The organism is Geothrix sp., assembly GCF_030219325.1.
GTDB lineage: Bacteria > Acidobacteriota > Holophagae > Holophagales > Holophagaceae > Geothrix.
On record NZ_CP126625.1, the window covers coordinates 3136795 to 3159723 of the forward strand.

Consider the following 22929-nt stretch of genomic DNA (forward strand, 5'->3'; position numbering starts at 1 on the left):
AGGCCCTCGGGGAAGTTGCCTGAAAAGGGTGGCTGGCTTGGGCTAACCTGGGCCCTTCCCCGGGAGTTCCCATGCCCCTGCGTTGCCTCTTCGCCTGCCTCCTGGCCATGAGCCTATCCGCACAGGAGCGTCCCCTGATCCTCAAGGCGGCCCGGCTGCTGAACGTCCGCACCGGGAAGCTGGAGACCCCGGGGCAGCTCTGGGTCAAGGCCGGCCGGATCCAGGCCGGACCACCACCCGCCGGGGTCGAAATCATTGATCTCGGCAACCGGACCCTGCTGCCGGGCCTCATCGACTGCCACACCCACCTGTTGTTCCCTGCCGGCCTGGGAGAGCTGGGCTACCTCAAGCGCAGCCAGGCGGCCATGGTGCTGGACGGCGTGGTGAATGCCTGCAAGGTGCTCGAGGCCGGCTTCACCACCGTGCGGGACGTGGGCGCCTCCGCCGGCTTCGGCGACGTGGCCCTGCGCGATGCGATCGCCCGGGGCGACATCCCCGGCCCCCGCATGCTGGTGGCCGGGCCGGCGCTGTCCATCACGGGCGGGCACGGCGACCTCAACGGGTTCCCGCCCCATGTGCACGTCGGGGAAGACCACATCGTGGACAGCCCCGACGCGGGACGGCACGCCGTGCGCGAGTGGCACAAGCGCGGCGTGGACCTCATCAAGCTCCACGCGACCGGCGGGGTGCTCTCCAATCACGACGACCCCGGCGCGCCCAGCTTCAGTCCGCCCGAGTTCAAGGCCATCGTGGAGGAGGCCCGGCGCCGGGGCCTGGACGTGTGCGCCCATGCCCACGGCGACGCGGGCATCCTGGAAGCGACCCAGGCCGGGGTGCGCTCCATCGAGCACGGCAGCCTGCTGAGCCCGGCCACGGCCAAGGAGATGAAGGCCCGCGGAACCTTCCTCGTCCCGACCCTCTACGCGCTGGAGTCCATCCTGCTCCCCGGCAATCCCTACAAGGTCCCCGAAGGCTCCCTGGCGAAGGCCCGGGCCATCCTGCCCCTCCGGAAAGCGGGCTTCAGGGTCGCGCTGGATGCCGGCATTCCCATCGCCTACGGCACGGACATCGGCGTCTTCGAACACGGCCAGGTGGCCGCGGACTTCCGCTACCTGGTGAGCTATGGCATGACTCCGCTCCAGGCCCTTCAGAGCGCCACCCTCGTTGCGGCCGAACTGCTGCGCATGGGCGGCGAGATCGGCTCCCTGGAGCCCGGCCACATCGCCGACGTGATCGCCGTGGATGGAGACCCGCTGACCGACATCAGCACCCTTGAACGGGTCCGGTTCGTCATGAAGGACGGCAAGATGGTCTTGCGAATTCCTTGATCATTTCCTGCAAAGTGGATCTTAGAATTGATTATTAAGTATTAATATACATATATTTATTCGTAAAAATATTAAATAGAATTGATTCTCAAGAAAATTAACAAGCCTTAACTTGAGACGACTGTGGGTCTGCCCGGAAGCTGACTCCCACGCTCCCGTTCTTTCCACACGTCACCCCAGGCCGCCACGGATCAAACCGCAGCTGCCAGGAGCCACCCAGGCCGGAAGAACCTGGGTGGCTGTGAACCCCCCCCCTTCCCCCGTGAGGAGTTGCCCATGGCGACTACCAAAGGCCGCTTGGCCCTGTCCTTCGTCACCGCAGCCCTGGCTGCCGGTTCCCTTTTCGCCAGCTCACCGCAGGAGACCCTGCGCGTGAACAGTGCCGCTGAACGCCTCCACGCGAGCCGGGCCCAGCTGGGCCTGGATGCCGACCACGCGTTCAGCCTGCGCACCTCGCACTCGGATGACCTCGGCCAGACCCATGGCCACTTCACCCAGCTCTACAAGGGCGTGCGGGTCTGGGGCGGCGACGCCATCACCCACACTGACCGCAACGGCGCCGACCTGCCGCTGACCAACGCCCTGCACAAGAACATCCTCCTGAACGTGACGCCCTCCCTGGCCTCGGGCGAGGCCCTGGCCGTGGTCCAGTCGGACCTGTCCCCCAAGGGCGCCTTCTCCTACGTCCCCACCACGGAACTCGTGGTCTTCCCCCAGGAAGTCGACGTCCCCGTCCGCCGGGCCGGCCGCCTTTCGCTGGACCAGGAACTCAGTGCCACCGAGGTCACCCGGCAGGTGGTCCGCTTCGTCCTGGCCTACCACGTCCACACCGAACTCGAGAATGACCTCGACGGCATCAAGCACACGGACTACATGGTGGACGCCCACACCGGCGCCATCCTGAAGCAGTGGAACACCCTGCACACCTCCGCCGCCGTCGGCACGGGCAACAGCCAGTACAACGGCGTGGTGTCCCTCAACACCAACAGCACCACGTCGGGCTTCGAGATGCGCGACATGACCCGCGGCTCGGGCGGCACCTTCGGCAACAACGTGGTGACGAACTCCAACCACGCCTCCACCACCTCCACGGCCACCGGCTCCATCTACACCAACACCACGAACACCTGGGGTGACGGCGCCAACTACGTGGAAGGCAGCTCGACCACCGCCGCCAATGGCCAGACCGCCGCCGTGGACGCCATGTTCGGCATGGCGAAGTCCTGGGACTTCTATCTGAACGTGTTCGGCCGCAACGGCATCGACGGTTCCGGCACCGCCACCTACAGCCGGGTCCACGTCAGCAACAGCTACGACAACGCCTTCTGGTCCGACACCTGCTTCTGCATGACCTACGGCGACGGCAGCAGCTTCACCACCCTGACCGCGATCGACGTGGCCGGCCACGAGATGAGCCACGGGGTCTGCGCCCGCACGGCCAACCTCACCTACTCCGGCGAGTCGGGCGGCCTGAACGAGTCCAACTCCGACATCTTCGGCACCATGATCGAGTTCTATTCCCGCGGAGGCTCCGGCTCCACCATCGGCAGCACCGGCGGCAACTGGACCATCGGCGAGCAGCTCGCCTCCACCCCCCTGCGCTACATGTACAAGCCCAGCCTGGACGGCGCCTCTCCGGATGCCTGGTCATCCTCCGTCGGCAGCCTCGACGTGCACTACTCCAGCGGCCCCATGAACCGCTGCTTCTACTTCCTGAGCCAGGGCGCCACCACCACCGGCAACACCAGCACCACCTACCTGCCCTCCGGCATGACCGGCGTCGGCAATGACGCCGCCGCGAGGATCTGGTTCCGAGCCCTCTCGACCTACCTGACGGCCAGCTCGAACTACGCCGCGGCCCGCACCGCCTCCATCAGCGCCGCCAAGGATCTCTACGGCGCCGGCAGCGCGCAGGAACAGGCCGTGTGGAACGCCTTCCACGGCATCAACGTGGGCGCCGCCTGGACATCCACCGGCGGCGACACCACCGCCCCCACCTCCACGGCCTCCGAGTCCGGCACCACGGGCACCATCACCCTCTCTGCCACCGCCACCGACAACGTCGGCGTCACCAAGGTCGAGTTCTACATCGACGGCGCCCTCGTCGGCACCAGCACCACCTCGCCCTACAGCGTCACCTACAACTCCGCCAACCTGGCCAACGGCACCCACAGCCTCGTCGCCAAGGCCTATGACGCCGCCGGCAACGTCGGTTCCTCCTCCGCCGTCAGCTTCAGCACCAGCAACACCACCACCGGCACCACCTTCAACGAGGTGGAGAGCAACAACACCCGAGCCACTGCCAACGTGGTCGGCGATACCGTCAACAAGATCGTCGGCTACATGAGCTCCACCACCGACATCGACTACTTCAAGGTCAACGTCCAGCCCGGCAAGAGCATCACCGTCAACATGACCGGCCCCTCCGGCGTCGACTACGACCTCTACTTCCTCAACAGCAGCGGCACCACGCTGAAGAGCAGCCTGGGCAGCACCGCCACCGAGAGCATCACCTACAGCAACACCTCGGCCACGGCCACCGTGTTCTACATCAAGGTGATCGCCTACGCCGGCTCCAGCACCACCACCCCCTACAACCTCGCCCTCACCCGCTGAGGCACCACCTCCCCAGACAGGGCCGCGCGAGCGGCCCTGTTTTTCGTTAGACTGCCCCCATGGCGGTCCTGATCGCAGAACCAGACGAAGTCGAGGCCCGGCGCATGATCGAGGGCCTGGCCTCGGAGGGCTTCCTCTGGGAGTGGGTGAAAACCGGGCACGACGCCCTGGCCCGGGCCTCCGCCTGCGAGGCCCTGGTTGCGGAGATCGCCCTGCCGGGCATCTCGGGCATGGATCTCGTCGGGCGTTTGAGGGAATCCGGGATCACCACCCCCCTGATCTTCGTGACGACGCTCTGCACCCCGGAACACCGCGTGCGTGGGCTCGAAGCCGGCGCCGATGACTACCTCTGCAAGCCCTTCACCATGCCGGAGCTGGCGGCCAGGCTGCGGGCCCTCATCCGGCGGAGCCGGATGCCCTCCCGGCTCCGCCGGGTGGGCGTGGCCGACCTGATCTGGGAGCCGGATCTGCGTCGGGTGCACCGGGGGGAGCGTCGCCTCGACCTCACGCCGAAGGAGTACACCCTGCTGGCCCTCCTGCTGGAGCGGCCCGGCCAGGTGGTCAGCCGGGACGAGATGGCCCTGGCCCTCTGGGGCGGCGAGAATCACCGGCCTGACCTGCGGAGCCCCAATGCCCTGGATGCCCAGATCCGGCGCCTCCGGGCGAAGGTGGACGGCCCTTTCGATCGCCCCCTGCTGCACACCCAGCGGGGACGCGGCCTGGTCATCGAGGCACGGTAGGGCCGGTCAGCGCTCCAGCAGCACCTTGGCGTGCTCGATGGCCTCCGCGCGATCGGGCTGGCCCGACAGAAGCCGCGCCAGCTCCCGGGTGCGGGCTACCCCCGCGACCCAGCTGAGGGCGCTGCGCGTGCGGCCGCCTTCAGTCTCCTTGTGCAGGCATCCGTGCCGGTCCGCCCGGGCCGCCACCTGGGCCAGGTGGGTCACCGCCAGGACCTGGTGGGCCCGACCCAGCTCGGCCACCGCCTGTCCCACGGCCAGGGCCGTCTCGCCCCCAAGCCCCGCGTCCACTTCATCCAGCACCAGGGTGAGGCCCTCGCGGACGCCCGCGCCCAGGGCCAGTCCCGCACCCACCAGGGCCAGCATGAGACGGCTCAGTTCGCCGCCGGAGGCGATCTTGGCCAGGGGGCGGAAGCCCTCGCCGGGATTGGGTTCGATCCAGATGGCCAGGGCCGAGAAGCCCGTGGCGGCCACGCGCACGGACCGGCCGCTCTGTTCGACTGGACTGCCAGGGTCTTCCGCCAGGGCCAGGCGCAGCTGGATCCGCGCCCCCTTCATCCCCAGGTGGCCCAGACGCTTCTGAACCTCGGACTCCAGCTTGGGCAGGGTCGCCGTGCGCTTGCCATGCAGGGCCTCAGCCCCACGACGGTAGGTCTCCACGGCACGGGCCAGGGCCGCTTCCAGTTCCTTGATGGGTGCGTCTCCTGCCAGGAGGGAGCGCTGTTCGGCCTTCAGGGTCAGCAGGCGGTCCGGGAGTTCCTCTGGCTCGCAGCGGTGGCGGCGGGCCAAACGCTCGTACAACGCCAGGCGCGCCTCCATGGCCTCGATGCGATTGGCGCCGGCGCCGGCCCAGCGAAGGGCCTGATCCTGTGCCAGGGCGAGCAGATCCTCCAGCTCCAGGACCGCGGAGCGGAGCCGGTCCTGCTCGGCCACGGCATCCGGCCAGTGGGCCACGGCCCGCATCAGCGCCTTGTGGGCCAGCTCGACCTTGGGCAGCCCCTCGTTCAGGGCCTCGGCAGCCTCCCGGAAGGCTGCTTCCAGGTGCACAGCGTGGCGGAGAGGCTCCCGGTCGGCCTTGAGCTGGGCCCACTCCCCCGGCTTCGGCGCCAGCTTGTCGAGGTCCGCGAGGGCCTCGGCCAGCTGCTCCAGGCGCTGCTCCCGGTCCGCCTGGCTCCGGCGCCGGGCCTTGAGGGCGCCTTCGGCCTCCCGCACGGCCGCGGCTTCGGCTTCCAGGCAGGGATCGAGACCCAGCACCTCGTCGATGAGCGCCAGATGGCGGTCCTCGCCCAGCAGCGACTGGTGGTCGTGCTGGCTGGTGAGCCGCATCCAGAGGCGGCCGGCCTCGCGGAAATCGGCCAGGGCACAGCTGGCCCCGTTGATCCAGGCACGGCTGCGGCCCGACCCGATCTCGCGGCGCAGCACCACAGGCTGTTCCTCGGGCAGGCCCCGCTCGGCGAGGAAGGCCCGCCAGGCTTCGAAGCGGCCCTCCACCACGGCCTCCACCGTGGCCCGCTCGGCCCCGTGGCGGATCAGCTCGGCATCGCCGCGGGCACCCACCAGCAGCGAGAGCGCATCCACCAGCAGGGACTTGCCCGCGCCCGTCTCGCCCGTGAGCACCGTGAAGCCCGGCCCCCAGTCCAGGGACAGGTCTTCCACAAGGGCCAGGTTCTGAATGCGGAGCGACACGAGCATGGCTTCAGGGTAACGGAAGGCGGCCCCGCCCCGGGCATACTGGCTGATGGAGGAAATGCCATGTCGTACCGGAAGCCCTGCGGCAGCGTCCTGGAGGCCATCGGCAACACGCCCCTGGTCCGGCTGCGCCGCGTCGTCGCGGACCTGCCGGTGGAGGCCTTCGCCAAGCTCGAGTTCCTGAACCCCATGGGCAGCAGCAAGGACCGCATCTCGAAGTACATGATCGAAGCCGCCGAGCGGGACGGCCGCCTGAAGCCCGGCGACACCATCATCGAGAACTCCTCGGGCAACACGGCCATGGGCCTGGCCCTCATGGCCATCCAGAAGGGCTACCGCCTCAAGGTCGTGGTGCGCGACACCATCTCCCAGGAGAAGCTCAATCAGCTGCTGGCCCTGGGCGCCCTGGTCCACAAGGTGGACACCAGCCTGCCCCCGGAGCACCCCGACAGCTACAACAACATCACGCCCCGCCTGGCCCGGGAGACGCCCAACTGCTACTTCCCCGACCAGCATGGCAACCGGGAGAACAACGCCGCGCACTACGCGGGCACGGGTCCCGAGATCTGGGAGCAGATGGAGGGCCGCATCGACTACCTCATCGCCGGCGCGGGCACCGGCGGCACCGTGAGCGGCGTGGGCCGCTACCTGAAGGAGAGGGACCCGAACATCAAGGTCATCGCCGTGGATCCTGTGGGGTCCGTATTCTCGCCGCACTTCCATGGCGAGAAGGAACCCAAGGCCGGTCCCTACAAGCTCGAGGGTCTGGGCGACGAGTTCCTCATCCACACCATGGAGTTCGACCAGCTCGACGACATGCTCCAGGTCACCGACCGCCAGGCCTTCCATCAGGCGCGGCGCCTCGTGAAGGAGGAGGGCATCCTGGGCGGCGGCTCCAGCGGCGCGGCGCTCTGGGCCGTTCTGCAGGTGGCGAAGAACCTTCCCCCCATGGACCGTCCGGCTCGCATCGTGACCGTCTTCCCCGATGGCGCCGGCCGCTACCTCAGCAGCATCTTCAACGACGCCTGGCTGGCGGAACGCGGACTGCTGGAGAAGGAATGACCGCCTTTTCCGGCACCTACGTCGAGGCCATCCGCCAGGCCCTTCATGACGCCATGGAGGCCGATCCCCGCGTCTGCTGCCTGGGCGAAGACATCGGCGCCTACGGAGGTGCCTTCCGGGCCACGGAGGGCCTGCTGGCGCGCTTCGGCCCGGAGCGGGTGATCGACACGCCCATCGCCGAACAGGCCATCGCCGGTTCGGCCATCGGTCTCGCCCTCATGGGCCAGCGGCCCGTGGCGGAGTTCCAGTTCATGGACTTCGCGCTGCTGGCCGCGGATCTCATGGTGAACTTCGCGGCCAAGGCCCACTGGCGCTGGGGCCCCACGGTGCCCGCGGTCTTCCGGGGGCCCTCCGGCGGCGGCAATGGTGGCGGGCCCTTCCACAGCCAGAACCCCGAGGGGCATTTCCTGGGCAGCCCAGGCCTGAAGGTCATCGCGCCGGGCACGGTGCGCGATGCCTACGCCCTGCTGCGGGCGGCCATCGAGGACCCGGACCCGGTGATGGTCTTCGAGCACAAGCACCTCTATCGCCGGCTGAGGGACCAGTGGGACGAGCCCCCCACGGCCCGGCTCGGCGAGGCGGCCCTGCGCAAGGACGGCGCTGCGGCCTGCATCATCACCTACGGCGCGGCCCAGCAGGTGGCCCTGGCGGCCGTGGCCGATCTCGACGTGGCCGTGCTGGACCTGCGCACCCTCTGGCCCCTGGATGACGAGACCATCACGGCCCTGGCCAGGCGCACCCACCGCGTGCTGGTGCTCACGGAGGCCAGCCGCACCTACGGCCCCGGCGCGGAGCTGGCGGCCCGCATCGGCGAGACCTGCTTCCCCTGGCTCGATGCGCCGGTGCTGCGGGTGGGCGCCGCGGACACGCCCACACCGGCCAGCCCCCCGCTGGAAGCTGCGGCCCTGCCCAGCGTCGAGCGCGTGCGCTCGGAACTGGACCGCCTGCTGGCCTGGTGAGGGATGCGTTTGCGCGCCCTGTTCCTGCTCCTGGCCTGCGCCGTCCTTCCGGCGGCTCCGAAGGCCATCTGGGTGTGGGAGACCGAGACCCTGCGCCTCCTGGATGACCGGGCCTACGAAACCCGCGTGGCGGGCCTGCTCCGGACTCACGGCTTCCGCACGCTGTTCCTGTATGCCGACGACTACCGGGGTCGCAATCCCATCCTCAATGAGCGGGCGGCCTACCGTGGTCTTCTCGCCCGCCTCCATGCGGCGGGCTTCCGGGTCGAGGCGCTGCTGGGTTCGTACCCCATGAAGACCTGGGAGTACGTGCTGCCCGAGCGCGATCCGGCGGCCCGCGCCATGATGCAGCACATCCTCGACTACAACGCCACCGCCGGGGCGCAGGAGCGCTTCGACGGCGTCCACCTGGACATCGAGCCCCATGCCCTGGATTCCTGGAATGACGGGACGCGCGTCGCCCTGTCGCGGATGTTCCTCGCCCGGTCCCGGGAATGGGTGGCCATGGCCCGCCAGGCAGGGGGGGACTTCCTCGTGGGCGCGGCGATCCCCTTCTGGTACGACGGGTTCACCGTGGCGTGGGAGGGCGTGACCAAGCCCCTGAACGCCCACCTGCAGGACCTCTACGACTACGTGGCGGTCATGGATTACCGGAACCGGGCGGAAGGTCCCGACGGGATCATCGCCCATGCCCGCGAGGAGATCGCCTATGGCACGGCGCTTGGGAAGGTCGTGCTCCTGGGGCTCGAAACCGGCGAGGCCCAGCCCCCGAAAGTGACCTTCCGGAACCGGGGTGCGGCCGCGCTGACCCGCGAGATGGCCGCCACCGAACAGGCCTTCGCCAAGAAGAGGGCCTTCGGGGGTTTCGCCATCCACCACCTGCGGACCTGGCTGGAGCTGATCGAAGCCCCCGCCCCCGCCACCGCCGCCTCCGGGCAGCCCTGACATGCCTCCGCACCTCCGGCGCTTCGTCGCCGCCCTCCTCGTGCTCGCCATCTGTGGATGGGTGCTGAGCGAGGCCCCCGCGCAGGAGGGCAGCGCCCAGGATGGCGGGCTCCAGGCCTCCCGGGACCTCCAGGAGAAGAGCCGGGCCCTGGTGGGGGCCGGTCGCTATGCCGAGGCCCTGCCCCCGACCCGCGAGCTGCACGAGGCCTATCCCACCAACCACGTCTACCTCAGCCGCCTCGCCGACATCCACGAGCACCTGGGCCAGTGGCCGGAGTGCGCCGCCGCCTGGGAGGCCTACCTGAAGGTCTCGCCCACCCCCTGGGAGGCCTTCCCCACCCTCGGGGACACCTACCGGAAGCTGGGTCAGCTGAAGGCCTCCACGGACGCCTTCGCCCGGTGGCTGGACCTGCAGCCGGACAATCCGGACGCGGCCTTCTACCTGGGGCGGGCCTGGGAACGCGACCATCAGTTCCAGAAGGCCCGGGCCGTCTACCAGCAGGGGCTCAAGCAGCATCCCGACAGCACCGACCTCCGCGTGGGCCTGGCGCGCATGACCCTCTTCACGGGCAGCGCCGTCGAGGCAAGACGCATGGCCGAGGAGGCCGTGAAGCGGTCTCCGACTTCGGTGGATGCGCGGCTGATCCTGGGCATGGCCCTGCGCTCCGAGGGCAACCTGGCTGAGGCCCGCCGCCAGCTCGAGGTGGCGCGGACCATGAGCCCCGACTACCTGGATGTCCTGCAGGTACTGGGGGGCGTGGCGGAACAGCAGGACGACCTGCCCGCGGCCCGCGCCGCCTACGGCCGCATCCTGCAGCTGGATCCCGGCCATGCGGCGGCCCGGACGCGGCTGGCGGGATTGCCGAAGGGAGGCCGGCCGTGACGCCCAGCCTGCGCCCCTGGGCCCGCGGGGCCTTCCTGCTGGTCATGGTCGCCTCGGCCACCGCCTGCCTGCTGGTGGACATCCCCTTCACCTACCAGGCCGTGATCCGGGCCGGCCTCCTGCCCTGGCTGCCCACCGCCATGCGGCTCCAACCCTGGGCCCTGCTCCTGGTCGTGGTCGCCAACGCCATGGCGGACCGCCAGCCGCCGGGGTTCAGGCTTGCGCCCTGGCGGGCGTGTTTCCTGGGTGCCATGGCCCTCGGCGCCCTGGCGCTGATCCCCGTGTCCGGCCTGAGCCACCTGGCGCCCGGGTTCCCCGCCCGCCTGGGCACCCTGGCCTTCCTGGCGGCCGCCGGGGCGCTGCTGGCCCTGGATCTGGTCGAGGCCCGGGCGGCCTGGCCCCAGCGCGAGGCCGGGTCGGACGATGCCCGCCGCCTCTTCGTGTCGTCGCTCCTCACGGCCGCGCTGGTCACCCTGACCTTCTTCGCCATCGGCCTGGGCCGCGCCCTGGCCTCGGGTACCTCCGTCCATCCCTGGGAAGCCGCCACCACGCTGGGATGGAGCTTCCTGGCCCACGGGCTGGTGCTGTCCATGGCGGCGGTGGCGCTCCTGGGGCTGCAGGCCGCGGCGGGCTTCTTCCCGCGGATCCGCGCGGCGGAGTTCCTCCTCACCCTGCTGGCCCTCACCGCCTCCTTCGCCGGGATCCTCCAACTGGTCGTCTTCCCCGGCATCGCCTTCGCCGGGCCCTTCGCCTTGGCCGTGGCCCTGCTGCTGGGATTCTGCGTGGTGGCCCTGCTGGCCCAGGTGGGGCTCGGGGAGCGCCCCGTGGGCAGCGCCCTGGAGGCCTTCCTCCGCCCCCTCCACCCGGTGCGGGTGAACCGCTGGAGCGTGGCGGCGGGCCTGCTCCTGGCCCTCGGTGTGGCCCTACTGTTCGGGCTGAAGGTCTCGCGCTTCGACTGGAACCAGCTCTTCCAGCAGCTGGGCGCAATCCTGGTGGCGGTCCTGGTCTTCACGCCCATCTACCTGAGCCAGTCCGCCACGCCCGGACCCCATTCCTGGTCACCCCGGCTCTTCGCGGCGCCGCTGGGCCTGCTGGCCCTGTTCCGGCTCTGGGGCACGCCCCTGCCGCAGCCGTCGAAGGACTGGCTGCCGCGGCCGGTCGCGCGGGCCGTGGAGGCGCACGCGGGCTTCGATGCCTCCGCCCACCTGGTGGCCAACCTGCTGCGGCCCCCTGCCGGCAGCGGCGAATCCATCTACCGGATCCTTTTGGCCAACAGCAACATCCCCCACGCGGTGAAGGTCGATGCGAAGGACCTGCGCTTCGTCGATCCCCTGGCCCCCTCGACGGTGGATCGGCCCGACATCTACATCTTCGTGGTGGACAGCCTGCGCCAGGACTACCTGGGGGCCTACAACCCGCGGGTGACCTTCACGCCGAACCTCGACCGCTTCGCGGCCGAGAGCACCGTGGTTCCCCGGGCCTTCACCCGCTACGGCGCCACCGGCCTCTCCGAGCCCTCCATCTGGGTCGGGGGCATGCTCCTGCACAAGCAGTACATCGTCCCCTTCCACCCCCTGAACACCCTCCAGAAGCTGGTGGAGGCCGACGGCTACCGGCCGTACCTGTCCATGGACTCCATCCTCGACGTGGTGGTGAAACCCACGCCGGACCTCGTCCGGCTGGATGCCGGCATCGGCACCGGGGACCTGCGCCTGGGCGCGACCCTGAAGGACCTCCAGGGGAGGCTCGACCAGGCCCCCGCGAACCGCCCCGTCTTCGTCTACAGCCAGGCCCAGGACCTCCACATCTCCTCCATCAGCCGCGAGGGCAAGGACGTGCCGGGCGGGGGGGACTATCCCGGCTTCTACGCGCCCTACGCCAGCCGTCTCCGCCGCCTGGATGCCGAGTTCGGGGCCTTCATCCAGTACCTGAAGGGCCGGGGCCGCTACGACCGCAGCCTCATCATCTTCACGGCGGACCATGGCGACTCCCTCGGGGAGGAGGGGCGCTTCGGCCACGCCTACACCCTGTTCCCCGAGATCATGAAGGTGCCCCTCCTCCTCCACGTGCCGGAGAAGCTCCGCGCGGGGCTGGTCATGGATCCCAGCCGGGCGGCCTTCCTCACGGACCTCACGCCGACGCTCTACTACCTGCTGGGCCACCGCCCCCTGGCCTCGGACCCCGTCCTGGGGCGCCCCCTCTGGACACAGACACAGGCCGAGCAGGACCGCGCCCGCCGGGACCACCACCTCATCGCCTCCAGCTACGGCGCGGTCTGGGGCATTCTCAGCGGCGATGGGAAGACCCTCTATGTCTCGGATGGCGTGAACTTCGCCGATCACTGCTTCGACCTTGGATCCGACCCGAAGGGAACCCGGATCACCGTCACACCTGAGTTGAAGCAGCGCTATGACCGGTTGATCCTCCAGGAGATCGATCACCTCAACGCCTTCTACGCGTTCACTCCCGGAAAAGGATCCCCATGACGCCCATCGCCAGGATCCATCGACCCGCGCTGCTGCTCACGGCGGGGCTGGCCCTGTGGGGGCAGGAGGGGGTGGATGAGCTGTTCGCCAGGGCGCGTCGCCTAGCCTTCGACGGCAAGCGGGCCGAGGCCCTCGAGCTCTGTCGCACGGCCCTCCAGCGCAGCCCCGGCTACCACGACATCCGCATCCTGATGGGACGCATCCACGCCTGGGACGGACACTACGACGAGGGTCGGGCCGAGCTCCAGCAGGTGCTGCGCGCCGAGCCCGGCCACCTGGACGGGCGCGTGGCCCTGGTGGACCTGGAGCTCTGGTCGGATCATCCGCGCACCGCGCTCACCCTCTGTGACGAGGGCCTGACCCTGCGGCCGGCCCAGCCCCTCCTGCTGTTCCGCAAGGCCCGGGCCCAGAAGGCCCTGGGCGCCTACCCCGAGGCCCTCGAAACGGCCAGACAGTCCCTGGCGGCGGATCCGGGGCTGTACGAGGCCCGCCAGCTCATCGAGAACCTCGCCGAGCTCAGCCAGCGCTCGAAGGTGTCCCTGACCCAGACCTACGATCGCTTCGACCGCACCTTCGACCCCTGGAAGATGACCTCCCTGGGCATGGCCCACCGCTTCGACGCCGGCTCCCTCATCGGCCGCGTCAACCGCGCCTCCCGCTTCGGCGACACGGGCAGCCAGCTCGAGGTGGACGCCTACCCGCGCTGGAAGGACGGCACCTACTTCTACCTGAACGCCGGGTTCTCCGAGTCCAGCCTCTTTCCCCACCGCCGCTATGGCGGGGAGATCTACCAGTCCTTCCCCCGCGGCCTCGAAGGCTCCCTCGGCTTCCGCCACCTGCGGTTCAGCGCCTCGACCGTCACGATCTACACCGGCTCCCTGGGGAAGTACTGGGGCGACTACCTCTTCAGCCTCCGGGCCAACGCCACGCCCAGTTCCATCGGTTCGTCGGAGTCCGGCTCCATTGCGGTGCGGCGCTACTTCGGCGACGGCGAGAACCACCTGACCTTCAGCCTCGGTTCCGGCGTCTCGCCGGATCAGCCCAACCCCAATGCCGAGATCCTCAACCTGCGCTCCCGCAAGGCCAGCCTCGCCGCCCAGGGGTGGATCCACCGGCGGCTCATCCTGTCGGGCAGCCTCGCCTACGAGAAGCAGGAGCTCGGCCAGGGCGTCGAGCGGGCGCAGACGACCTTCGGCGCCGGACTGGAGTGGCGTTTCTGATCACATCTGAAGCAGCGGAGAGCGCTGAAACAGCGTCTTGTTTGCTAATCTCTCCCCATGAGTCGGAAGTGGCCTGACCCCACCCGGGTCCTAGTCGTGGAGGATGACCAGGCAACTGCCCGGCTCATCCAGGCGCGCCTGGAGATGGAAGGGTTGAAGGTCTTCATGGCTTCCAACGGCGTCGAAGGGCTGGAGATCCTCCAGCGCGAACCCATCGACCTGGTCACCACGGACCTGATGATGCCCGCCATGAACGGCTTCCGCCTCGTCCAGGAGATCCGCGATCTGCCGCCGCCCAAGGGGCGCGTGCCCATCCTGCTCATCTCCAGCAACCAGAACGAGCAGGACATGATCCGCTGCCTGGCGGCCGGGGCCGACGACTACATGACCAAGCCCATCTCGGCGCAGGTCCTGGTGGAACGCCTCTGGCGGATGCATCAGCGCTCTTTCAGCGCGGGCTGAGGCAGGCGATGCACCTGCCTCCGGCGATGGTGCTCCAGGTCCTGATCTGGGGGACGGTGATCCTGGGCAGCCTGGTCTCCGGCCTGGTCCTCCTGGGCGCGGGCATCCAGTTCCGGCGCGACCGGCAGAACCGGCATCGCATCGCCCGCTACCAGGCCTGGGAGACCGATCTGGCCGTCTACCTCTTCAGCGGCGACGACACCGCGCCCGCCTTCCCCCGCATCGCGAAGGAGGACCGGCAGCTCTTCCGGAAGTTCCTCACCCGCTACCACGCCACCCTGGCCGGCCAGGAGGCGGAGGCCCTGCGGGAGCTCTACCTCGGCCTGGGCGTGCACGAGTCCCTCCCCGGGCGCCTGAAGCACCGCCAGACCACCGTCCGCGCCCAGGCCGCCCAGGAGGTGGGGATCTTCAAGCTGGGAGAATACCTGGACGCGGTCGTCCCGCTCCTGGATGACCCCGTGCCCTACGTGACCCACCTGGCGGCGCAGGCCCTCACCTTGAGCGGCGACCTCCGCTTCGCCCAGCCCGTGGTCGACTGGGTGCTGCGGGAGGAGCGCTACCAGCGGGAGCGGCTGCTGCGGGTGCTCGAGGGCTTCGGCCCGGACCTCCTCCCATGGCTGGAGTCGCACCTCGAGCCGCCCGGAGGCGCTCCGGAACCCTGGATCCTCTTCGCCCTCCTGGCGGGTTCGCACCGGCACCGCGAGAGCGAGCCCCGATTGCTGGAGCTCATCGCCAACCCCGACGTGGACATCCAGGCCTCGGCCCTGAAGGCCCTCGCGGCCCTGGCCGATCCCCTCACCTATGCCAGGGTGGAGCCCCTGGCCCAGCACGAGGCCTGGCCCGTCCGGGCCCAGGCTGCCAAGGCCCTCGGCCTGATCGGCGGTCCCGATGCCATCCCCGCCCTCATCGCCCTGACCAGCGATCCGATCTACGAGGTCCGGCGCAACGCCGCCCAGGGCATGGCCGACCTGGGCCATGCCGGAACGTCGGCGCTCACCTGGCTGGCGGAGGATCCCACGGCGGACCGCTTCGCCCGCGACATCGCGCGGGAGCGCCTGGAGTGGGCCGACGAGCGGGGGCACCAGTGAGCTTCCGCGGCTTCGTCACCGTCTTCATCGAGTGGGGCATCCTGGTCTACTTCCTGGCCCTCCACCTCACGCACCTGTCCCTGATCCTGCGGGCCTTCTTCTCCATCCGGAGCTACCTCGAGGAGGTGGAGACCGATCGGCTCGACACCGCCTTCGAGACCAGCCACTACAAGCCCATGACCCTCATCTGCCCCGCCTACAACGAGGAGGCGGGCGTGGTGCCCAGCGTGAACAGCCTCATCAGCCTCCGCTACCCGGAGTTCCAGGTGGTGGTGGTGAACGATGGCAGCAAGGACGCCACGCTGGAGAAACTCATCGAGGCCTTCCGGCTGAAGCCCAGCCATCGCGTGCTCCGCCAGCTCCTGCCCACCAAGGAGGTCCGCGGCATCTACGAGAGCGCCTACGTGCCCAACCTCGTGGTGGTGGACAAGGCCAACGGCGGCAAGGCCGACGCCCTGAACTGCGGCATCAACCTCGCCCGCTACCCGCTGGTGTGCTGCATGGACGGGGACAGCCTGCTGGAGAACGATTCGCTCCTCCGCATCGCCCGGCCCTTCATGGACCGCCCCAACCTGGTGGCCTCCGGCGGCGTCATCCGCCCCCTCAACGGGTGCCGGGTCACGGCCATGGGCATCCGCGGGATCCATCTCCCCGATTCCTGGCTGGCCCGCTTCCAGATCGTCGAGTACCTGCGGGCCTTCCTATTCGGCCGCGTGGGCCTCGCCTCCCTGGACACCATGTTCATCGTGAGCGGGGCCTTCGGCGTGTTCCGCAAGGAGCTGATCGTCCAGTCCGGCGGTTTCGAGACCGCCACCATCGGCGAGGACTTCGAGCTGGTGGTGCGCATGCACCGGTGCCTGCGCGAGTGGAAGCGGCCCTACCACATCACCCTCGTGCCCGACCCCGTCTGCTGGACCGAGGTGCCCGAGGACGCCAAGGTCCTGGGCCGGCAGCGGAACCGCTGGCAGCGGGGCCTGCTGGAGACGCTCTGGAAGCACCGGCGGATGTGGTTCAACCCGAAGTACGGGCGCGTGGGCCTCTTCTCCATGCCCTACTTCATCTTCTTCGAGGCGCTGGCGCCGGTCATCGAGGTCCTGGGCTACGTGGTGTTCGTGTGGTCCCTGTGGACCCACTCCATCAACAGCGCCTTCGCGATCCTCTTCATCTACGTGGCCCTCCTGCTGGGCGTGCTGAACTCCGTGGTGTCCGTGGTGCTCCAGGAGATCAGCGGCCACCGGTACCAGGGGCTCAAGGCCTGGTCCCTGCTGCTCTTCACCGCCGTGGTCGAGAACTTCGGCTACCGACAGATGACCGTGTGGTGGCGCCTGAAGGGCACCATCGACTGGTTCCGGGGCAAGGAGGGCTGGGGCCAGATGAAGCGCAAGGGCATCGGCCCCCAGCCGCCCGCGGCGCCACCCCCGGCTTGACGGCGGTCCTCTCCCCATTCATTCTTGACGCTCGATCTTTGGCAGTCCTAGAGCGCTATCCAGAAAGGTGGAGGGAAAGGCCCTGTGAAACCTTGGCAACCTGCGACAGCAAGGTGCCAACTCCTGCCCTCGGCGTGCCCGGGGGGAAGATACCGAACCGTCACAGACTGACCCGAACCGACCTGGATGCCGATCAAGCGACTGTCCCTTCCAGGCGCAGCCATGACCCATCCCACCTTCCAGCAGGCCCTCGACGCGGGCGAGTGCTTCCTCTTCGACGGAAGCACCGCCACGGCCCTGCATGACCGCGGGATCACCCTGCAGCGCAGCTTCGAGGAGTGCAACCTCAAGTCACCGGACCTGCTGCTGGCCATCCATGGCGAATTCCTCGCCGCCGGTGCCCAGGTGCTCACCACCAACACCTGGGGGGCGGGTCGGCTGAAGCTCGCGGCCCGGGGCCTCGATGGCGAGCTCGACGCCATCAACCGCCAGGGTGTGGACCTGGCCAAGAGGGCCATCGCCCAGCAGGGCGCCCGGGCCTGGGTGGCCGGCTGCATCGGCCCCCTGGGCGTGCGCATCGAGCCCTGGGGACCCACCTCCTTCGACGAGGCCCGGGCCCTCTTCCGCGAACAGGCCACCCCCCTCATCGAAGCCGGCGCCGATCTCATCGTCCTGGAGGGCTTCGAGGACCTGAACGAGATCCACCAGGCCATCCTTGCGGTGCAGGAGGCGGGCCAGCTGCCCATTGCCGCGCTCATGACCACCAACGAGGACGGCCAGGCCCTCTTCGGCGCCGAGCCGGACTGGTTCATCAAGCAGTTGGATACCTGGGGCGCCGACATGGTGGGCCTCATCGGCGGCAACGGTCCGGCGCCGCACCTCCGCCTGCTGGAAAAGCTGAAGGCCGTCACGGCCAAGCCCATCGTCCTCCAGCCCAACCCGGGCCTGCCCAACATGGTGGATGGCCGCCTGATCTATGGCGCCAGCCCCGAGTACCTGGGCGGCTTCGCCGGGCGCGCCCTGGCGGCGGGTGCCCGCGCCGTGGGTGGCTGCAGCGGCACCACGCCGGCCCACATCCGGGCCATGCGCGGCGCCTTCCGGCAGGAGCGCGCCTTCGTGCAGGGCGGTGGTGGCTTCGAGCTGAAGCCCCACGAGCAGCCCCAGCCCGAGGTGCCCTTCGCCTTCCGCAGCCGCTTCAGCCTGAAGCTGGCCCAGAACGAGTTCATCCACACCGTGGAGCTGGTGCCACCCAAGGGCATGGAGTACGACAAGCTCGTGGCCAAGACCCGCCAGTGCCGGGCCCTGGGCGTGGACGCCATCAACGTGCCGGACGGCCCCCGCGCCATGGCCCGCATGTCGGCCCTGGCCACGGCACTGATCATCGAGCAGCAGGTGGGCCTGGAGACCATCCTCCACTACGCCTGCCGGGACCGGAACCTGCTGGGCATGCAGAGCGACCTGCTGGGAGCGGCAGGCCTGGGCCTGCGCAACATCCTGGCAGTCACCGGCGATCCCCCGAAGCTGGGCCCCTATCCCCAGGCCACCGCGGTCTTCGACGTGGACGCCATCGGCCTGGTGAACATGCTGAAGCGCCTCAACACCGGTCTCGACCTGGGCGGCGCCAGCATCGGCAAGCCGACGTCCTTCAGCGTGGGCGTGGGCGCCAACCCCGTGGCCGCGGACCTGGAGCGGGAGAAGACGCGCTTCCGCTACAAGGTGGAGGCCGGTGCCCAGTGGGCCATCACGCAACCCGTCTTCGACGCCGAAAGCCTGTTCCGCTTCCTCGACTTCACGGAAGCCCTCGACGGCAAGGGCGGCCTGCCCATCATCGCGGGCATCTGGCCCCTCAAGAGCCTGCGCAACGCCGAGTTCATGGCCAACGAGGTGCCCGGTGCCTATGTGCCGCCGACCGTGCTCACGCGCATGGCGAAATGGTCCACCGCCGAGGATCAGATCAAGGAGGGCCTCGCCATCGCCCAGGAGGTCATCGACGCCATCCGCCCCCGCATCCGTGGCCTGCAGCTCTCCGCCCCCTTCGGCCAGGTGGAGCTGGTGGCGCCCCTGCTGCCCAAGCCGGAGGCCCCGTGGTGAAGGTCCACTTCCGCCTGGAGGACCTGCTGGTGGAAGCACCGGCGGGCACGTCCCTGCAGCGCATCGCCGATGCCGCAAGCGCGGACATCACCTTTGGTTGCCGCACGGGCTCCTGCGGCACCTGCCGCGTGCGCGTGATGGAAGGGCTATCTCATTGCAGTGAAATGGGACCCGAAGAACGAGATTTCCTGGGTGGCCTGAACGCGCCCCCCGATCAGCGCCTGGCCTGCCAGGTCACCGTTCTGGGCGATGTCGCTATCGATTACCTGGGGCTTTAAAGATGAAACCGCAGATGACGCAGATGGCGCAGATAAATGAACGGGAACAACGCCCGGTTTCTCATCTGCGCACATCTGCGCCATCTGCGGTTAAAAACAAGGTTTTCCCATGACGAATCTCAACGCCCTCCTCCGCGACAAGGTGCTGCTGCTGGACGGCGGCATGGGGACGCAGATCTTCGCTCGGAAGCCCACGGTAGAGGACTACGGCAGCGCGGCCCTGGAAGGCTGCGTAGACCTGCTGACGGAGCGGCGCCCCCAGTGGATCCACGAGATCCACGAGAGCTACTTCAACGCCGGTGCCGACGCCGTGGAGACCAACACCTTCGGAGCCAATCCCCTGGTGCTCGGCGAGTTCGGCCTCTCCGACAAGGCCTACGCCCTGAATGTGCAGGCCGCCTCCATCGCCAAGGAGGTGGCGCGCAGCTTCGACCGGCCGCGCTTCGTCATCGGCTCCGTGGGCCCGGGCACCAAGCTCATCACCCTGGGGCACGTGGGCTACGCCGAGCTGCTGGCCTCGTACCGCGTCCAGATGGACGGCCTGCTGGATGGCGGGGCCGACGCCATCCTCATCGAGACCTGCCAGGACCTGGGCCAGATCAAGGTGGCCGTGCGGGCCGCCCGGGAGGCCATGGCCGCCAAGCAGCGCCACCTCCCGCTCTGGGTCCAGGCCACGGTGGAGACCACGGGCACCCTGCTGGTGGGCTCGGACATCTCCGCCGTGCTCACCAGCGTCGAGCCCCTGGGCATCGACGTGCTGGGGCTCAACTGCGCCACGGGCCCCGACGAGATGCACCAGCACCTGCAGACCCTCTGCGAAGCCAGCCCCTTCGCCATCAGCTGCCTGCCCAACGCGGGCCTGCCGGAGAATCGCAGCGGCCAGGTGGTCTACCCGCTGGATCCTGCAGGCTTCGCGCCCAAGGTCCTGCATGCGGCCACGGAGTTCGGCATCGCCATCCTGGGCGGCTGCTGCGGCACCACGCCCGATCACATCCGGGCCCTGGCCCCCGGCGTGGAAAGACTGAACCCGCCCAAACGCACTCCCACCCTGGAGCGCAGCGCCGCCAGCCTCTACCAGAGCGTCACCCTCAGGCAGGAGCCCGCCCCCCTCATCGTGGGCGAGCGGACGAACGCCAATGGCTCGAAGAAGTTCCGGGACCTGCTGGCCGCCGAGGACTGGGACGGCATGATCACGCTCGCCAAGGAACAGCAGCGGGAAGGCGCCCACCTGCTGGACCTCTGCGTGGCCTACGTGGGCCGAGACGAGGTGCGCGACGCCGACGAGCTGCTGAGCCGCCTCGTCTCCCAGATCACCCTGCCCCTCATGATCGACAGCACGGAGTTCCCGGTCATCGAGCGGGCCCTGCAGCGGTCTCCGGGAAAGTGCGTCATCAACTCCATCAACTTCGAAGACGGCGACGCCAAGGCGAGGGCCATTCTTGGACTCTGCAAGACCTACGGCGCGGCCGTGGTGGCCCTCACCATCGACGAGCGGGGCATGGCCAAGACCCGGGAACAGAAGCTGGAGGTGGCCAGGCGCCTCCACGCCCTGGCTGTGACTGAGTACGGTCTCGATCCCGGCGACCTCATCATCGATCCCCTGACCTTCACCTTGGGCAGCGGCGACGAAGAGTTCCGCGGATCGGCCATCGAGACCCTGGAGGCCCTGAGGCTCATCAAGGCCGAGCTGCCCGGCGTCATGACCATCCTGGGCGTGAGCAACGTGAGCTTCGGCCTGAACCCGGCCAGCCGCCACGTGCTCAACGCCCTCATGCTCTACCACGGCGTGAAGCACGGGCTGGACATGGCCATCTTCAACGCCTCGAAAGTCATCCCCGTGGCGAAGATCGATCCCGACGACCGGAAGATCGTCGAGGATCTCATCTTCGATCGCCGGAGCGAGGGCTACGATCCCCTCAAGGCCCTCATGGCGCGCTTCAGCGACCGCAAAGCCGCCGTGGCGGACGATCACCGCGCCGACCTGCCCGTGCTGGAACGGCTCCACCGCGGCATTCTGGACGGCGAGAAGCAGGCCATCCTCGCCGATGTGGATGAGGCCCTGAAGGATCACGATCCCCTGAAGCTCATCAACGAAACCCTGTTGGCGGCCATGAAGGTCGTGGGCGAGCGCTTCGGCGCCGGCGAGATGCAGCTGCCCTTCGTGCTGGAGAGCGCCGAGGCCATGAAGGCCGCCATCAGGCGCATCGAGCCGCACCTGCCCCGCGAATCCAACTACCAGAAGGGCCGCATCCTGCTGGCCACCGTGAAGGGCGACGTCCACGACATCGGCAAGAACCTGGTGGACATCATCCTCAGCAACAACGGCTTCGAGGTGAAGAACCTCGGCATCAAGCAGCCCATCGAGGCCATCCTCAAGGAGCTGGAGGCCTGGCCCGCCGAGGCCATTGGCCTCTCGGGCCTGCTGGTGAAGTCCACGGTGATCATGAAGGAGAACCTGCACTTCATGGAGGAGCTGGGACTCAAGGTACCCGTGATCCTCGGCGGCGCGGCCCTCACCCGCGACTACGTGGAGGGTGACTGCCGCCGGGTCTACGCGGGTTCCGTGTACTATGCCGAGGACGCCTTCGAGGGGCTTCGGCACATGCAGGCGCTGGTGTCGGGCGATGCCAGCACGCCAGCACCCGCGCCCGCCGCGTCCGCGGCGGGCGCGATCAAAGTGCTTCACCGGGGCACGGCTTCGGTGCCTCTGACGGAGCAGGGCCAGAGCAGTTGGGTGCGCCACGAGGCCGCACCGCCGACGCCGCCGTTCTGGGGCGTGCGCGAGCTGGCGGATACGCCAGTGGACCTCTTCGAGCACCTGGACGAGTTCGCCCTGATCCGCAACCGCTGGGGCTTCAGCCAGGGCAGCCAGGGTGACGAGGCCTTCGCGGCGGTGCTGCGCGACAAGGCCGCGCCCCAGCTGATGCACTGGAAGGAACGGCTGGCAGCCGATCCGTTCTTCCAGCCGAAGGCCCGCTACGGCTACTTCCCCGTACGGGCCGAGGGTGATTCCCTCCGGGTGTTCGATCCCGCGGATCCCGCACGGACTCTGGCACGACTCAGCTTCCCCCGCCAGGCCACAGGCCGGCGGCTCTGTATATCGGACTTCTTCTCCGCCGGGCACACGGATGTGCTGGCCCTCCAGCTCGTCACCCTGGGCCAAGCCGCCGCCGACCACGCCGCGAAGCTCTATCGCGAGGACGGCTACGCGGACTACTTCGCCTTCCACGGCCTCGCCACGGAGCTCACCGAGGCCTACGCGGAGCGCCTCCATGCCCGCATCCGCAAGGAGCTGGGCATCGCCGCGAAGGACCTGCCCGGCCGCGCCCTCTTCGCCCAGGGCTACCAGGGCTCGCGCTATTCCTACGGCTATCCCGCCTGCCCGGACCTGGAGGGCAACGGCCCCATCCTGGACCTGCTGGGCGGCGCCCAAATCGGCGTGACCCTCAGCGACAGCCACCAGATGGACCCCGAATACACCACCAGCGCCCTGGTGGCCTGGCATCCCCAGGCGCGGTACTTCTCGGTCTGAGGCCAATAGGCATCCTGCGGATCTTGTAAGGGCCAGCTCTGGCGCGCCTTCGGCGACTTGTCTGTCGCGACAAAAAGCTTATGGTGAAGGGGAATTTCGTCGATAGGCTTCCTATGGTTGGCACGG

Annotated in this window: 16 protein-coding genes and 1 riboswitch; of the genes, 15 read left to right on the forward strand and 1 reads right to left on the reverse strand. The window is 69.0% G+C overall.

Features of this window, described 5'->3' with window-relative positions; all coding sequences use genetic code 11:
- The first annotated feature begins 71 nt into the window (after window positions 1-71).
- The 3 genes from QOZ81_RS13990 to QOZ81_RS14000 all read left to right on the forward strand — a co-directional run bounded on the left by QOZ81_RS13990 (window position 72) and on the right by QOZ81_RS14000 (window position 4684).
- Window positions 72-1328: a metal-dependent hydrolase family protein gene (locus QOZ81_RS13990; RefSeq protein WP_300714873.1), complete on the forward strand. Its 1257-nt coding sequence runs from the start codon at window positions 72-74 to the stop codon at window positions 1326-1328.
- Between the two features lie 276 nt (window positions 1329-1604).
- Window positions 1605-3944: a M4 family metallopeptidase gene (locus QOZ81_RS13995; protein WP_291205063.1), complete on the forward strand. Its 2340-nt coding sequence runs from the start codon at window positions 1605-1607 to the stop codon at window positions 3942-3944.
- 59 nt (window positions 3945-4003) lie between these two features.
- Entirely contained in the window at window positions 4004-4684 is a 681-nt protein-coding gene (locus tag QOZ81_RS14000) for a response regulator transcription factor (RefSeq protein ID WP_291205060.1), read from the forward strand.
- 6 nt (window positions 4685-4690) lie between these two features.
- Here QOZ81_RS14000 and QOZ81_RS14005 read toward each other — a convergent pair whose 3' ends face one another.
- Complete coding sequence (locus QOZ81_RS14005) at window positions 4691-6373, reverse strand: DNA repair protein RecN (protein WP_291205057.1); 1683 nt, start codon at window positions 6371-6373, stop codon at window positions 4691-4693.
- A 60-nt stretch (window positions 6374-6433) separates the two neighbouring features.
- Between QOZ81_RS14005 and QOZ81_RS14010 the strand changes: the two genes are divergently transcribed.
- The 12 genes from QOZ81_RS14010 to metH all read left to right on the forward strand — a co-directional run bounded on the left by QOZ81_RS14010 (window position 6434) and on the right by metH (window position 22803).
- Window positions 6434-7432, forward strand: coding sequence for a PLP-dependent cysteine synthase family protein (locus tag QOZ81_RS14010; RefSeq protein WP_291205054.1), 999 nt, complete (start codon window positions 6434-6436; stop codon window positions 7430-7432).
- Window positions 7429-8391, forward strand: coding sequence for an alpha-ketoacid dehydrogenase subunit beta (locus QOZ81_RS14015; protein WP_291205051.1), 963 nt, complete (start codon window positions 7429-7431; stop codon window positions 8389-8391). Before QOZ81_RS14010 ends, QOZ81_RS14015 begins: the two co-directional genes overlap by 4 nt.
- Before the next feature lie 3 nt (window positions 8392-8394).
- On the forward strand, window positions 8395-9336 hold the full coding sequence (locus QOZ81_RS14020) for a hypothetical protein (RefSeq protein WP_291205048.1): 942 nt from the start codon (window positions 8395-8397) through the stop codon (window positions 9334-9336).
- Window position 9337: 1 nt separating this feature from the next.
- Window positions 9338-10219 (forward strand): tetratricopeptide repeat protein, encoded by an 882-nt coding sequence (locus tag QOZ81_RS14025; protein ID WP_291205045.1) that lies wholly within the window; start codon window positions 9338-9340, stop codon window positions 10217-10219.
- On the forward strand, window positions 10216-12705 hold the full coding sequence (locus QOZ81_RS14030; protein ID WP_291205042.1) for a sulfatase-like hydrolase/transferase: 2490 nt from the start codon (window positions 10216-10218) through the stop codon (window positions 12703-12705). The genes QOZ81_RS14025 and QOZ81_RS14030 overlap by 4 nt, the downstream gene beginning before the upstream one ends.
- Window positions 12702-13925: a YaiO family outer membrane beta-barrel protein gene (locus QOZ81_RS14035; RefSeq protein ID WP_291205039.1), complete on the forward strand. Its 1224-nt coding sequence runs from the start codon at window positions 12702-12704 to the stop codon at window positions 13923-13925. Before QOZ81_RS14030 ends, QOZ81_RS14035 begins: the two co-directional genes overlap by 4 nt.
- Before the next feature lie 57 nt (window positions 13926-13982).
- Window positions 13983-14387 (forward strand): response regulator transcription factor, encoded by a 405-nt coding sequence (locus tag QOZ81_RS14040; RefSeq protein WP_291205037.1) that lies wholly within the window; start codon window positions 13983-13985, stop codon window positions 14385-14387.
- 8 nt (window positions 14388-14395) lie between these two features.
- Window positions 14396-15475 carry a HEAT repeat domain-containing protein gene (locus QOZ81_RS14045; RefSeq protein ID WP_291205034.1) on the forward strand — a complete coding sequence of 360 codons (1080 nt, stop codon included), beginning with the start codon at window positions 14396-14398 and terminating at the stop codon, window positions 15473-15475.
- Window positions 15472-16902: a glycosyltransferase family 2 protein gene (locus QOZ81_RS14050; protein WP_291205031.1), complete on the forward strand. Its 1431-nt coding sequence runs from the start codon at window positions 15472-15474 to the stop codon at window positions 16900-16902. The genes QOZ81_RS14045 and QOZ81_RS14050 overlap by 4 nt, the downstream gene beginning before the upstream one ends.
- A 52-nt stretch (window positions 16903-16954) precedes the next feature.
- Window positions 16955-17058: riboswitch (SAM riboswitch) on the forward strand.
- A gap of 66 nt (window positions 17059-17124) precedes the next feature.
- The gene (locus tag QOZ81_RS14055; RefSeq protein ID WP_291205028.1) at window positions 17125-18993 is read left to right on the forward strand and encodes a bifunctional homocysteine S-methyltransferase/methylenetetrahydrofolate reductase; all 1869 of its coding nucleotides are present in this window, start codon (window positions 17125-17127) and stop codon (window positions 18991-18993) included.
- On the forward strand, window positions 18987-19271 hold the full coding sequence (locus QOZ81_RS14060; RefSeq protein ID WP_291205021.1) for a 2Fe-2S iron-sulfur cluster-binding protein: 285 nt from the start codon (window positions 18987-18989) through the stop codon (window positions 19269-19271). The genes QOZ81_RS14055 and QOZ81_RS14060 overlap by 7 nt, the downstream gene beginning before the upstream one ends.
- 109 nt (window positions 19272-19380) lie before the next feature.
- The gene (gene metH, locus QOZ81_RS14065; protein ID WP_291205015.1) at window positions 19381-22803 is read left to right on the forward strand and encodes a methionine synthase; all 3423 of its coding nucleotides are present in this window, start codon (window positions 19381-19383) and stop codon (window positions 22801-22803) included.
- The last annotated feature ends 126 nt before the right edge of the window (window positions 22804-22929 follow it).

Excerpts from the sequence above, each read along its gene's own strand:
- QOZ81_RS13990 (WP_300714873.1), top strand. The coding sequence starts at position 72 with ATGCCCCTGCGTTGCCTCTTCGCCTGCCTCCTGGCCATGAGCCTATCC.
- QOZ81_RS13995 (WP_291205063.1), top strand. The coding sequence starts at position 1,605 with ATGGCGACTACCAAAGGCCGCTTGGCCCTGTCCTTCGTCACCGCAGCC.
- QOZ81_RS14000 (WP_291205060.1), top strand. The coding sequence starts at position 4,004 with ATGGCGGTCCTGATCGCAGAACCAGACGAAGTCGAGGCCCGGCGCATG.
- QOZ81_RS14005 (WP_291205057.1), bottom strand. The coding sequence starts at position 6,373 with ATGCTCGTGTCGCTCCGCATTCAGAACCTGGCCCTTGTGGAAGACCTG.
- QOZ81_RS14010 (WP_291205054.1), top strand. The coding sequence starts at position 6,434 with ATGTCGTACCGGAAGCCCTGCGGCAGCGTCCTGGAGGCCATCGGCAAC.
- QOZ81_RS14015 (WP_291205051.1), top strand. The coding sequence starts at position 7,429 with ATGACCGCCTTTTCCGGCACCTACGTCGAGGCCATCCGCCAGGCCCTT.
- QOZ81_RS14020 (WP_291205048.1), top strand. The coding sequence starts at position 8,395 with ATGCGTTTGCGCGCCCTGTTCCTGCTCCTGGCCTGCGCCGTCCTTCCG.
- QOZ81_RS14025 (WP_291205045.1), top strand. The coding sequence starts at position 9,338 with ATGCCTCCGCACCTCCGGCGCTTCGTCGCCGCCCTCCTCGTGCTCGCC.
- QOZ81_RS14035 (WP_291205039.1), top strand. The coding sequence starts at position 12,702 with ATGACGCCCATCGCCAGGATCCATCGACCCGCGCTGCTGCTCACGGCG.
- QOZ81_RS14040 (WP_291205037.1), top strand. The coding sequence starts at position 13,983 with ATGAGTCGGAAGTGGCCTGACCCCACCCGGGTCCTAGTCGTGGAGGAT.
- QOZ81_RS14045 (WP_291205034.1), top strand. The coding sequence starts at position 14,396 with ATGCACCTGCCTCCGGCGATGGTGCTCCAGGTCCTGATCTGGGGGACG.
- QOZ81_RS14055 (WP_291205028.1), top strand. The coding sequence starts at position 17,125 with ATGACCCATCCCACCTTCCAGCAGGCCCTCGACGCGGGCGAGTGCTTC.
- metH (WP_291205015.1), top strand. The coding sequence starts at position 19,381 with ATGACGAATCTCAACGCCCTCCTCCGCGACAAGGTGCTGCTGCTGGAC.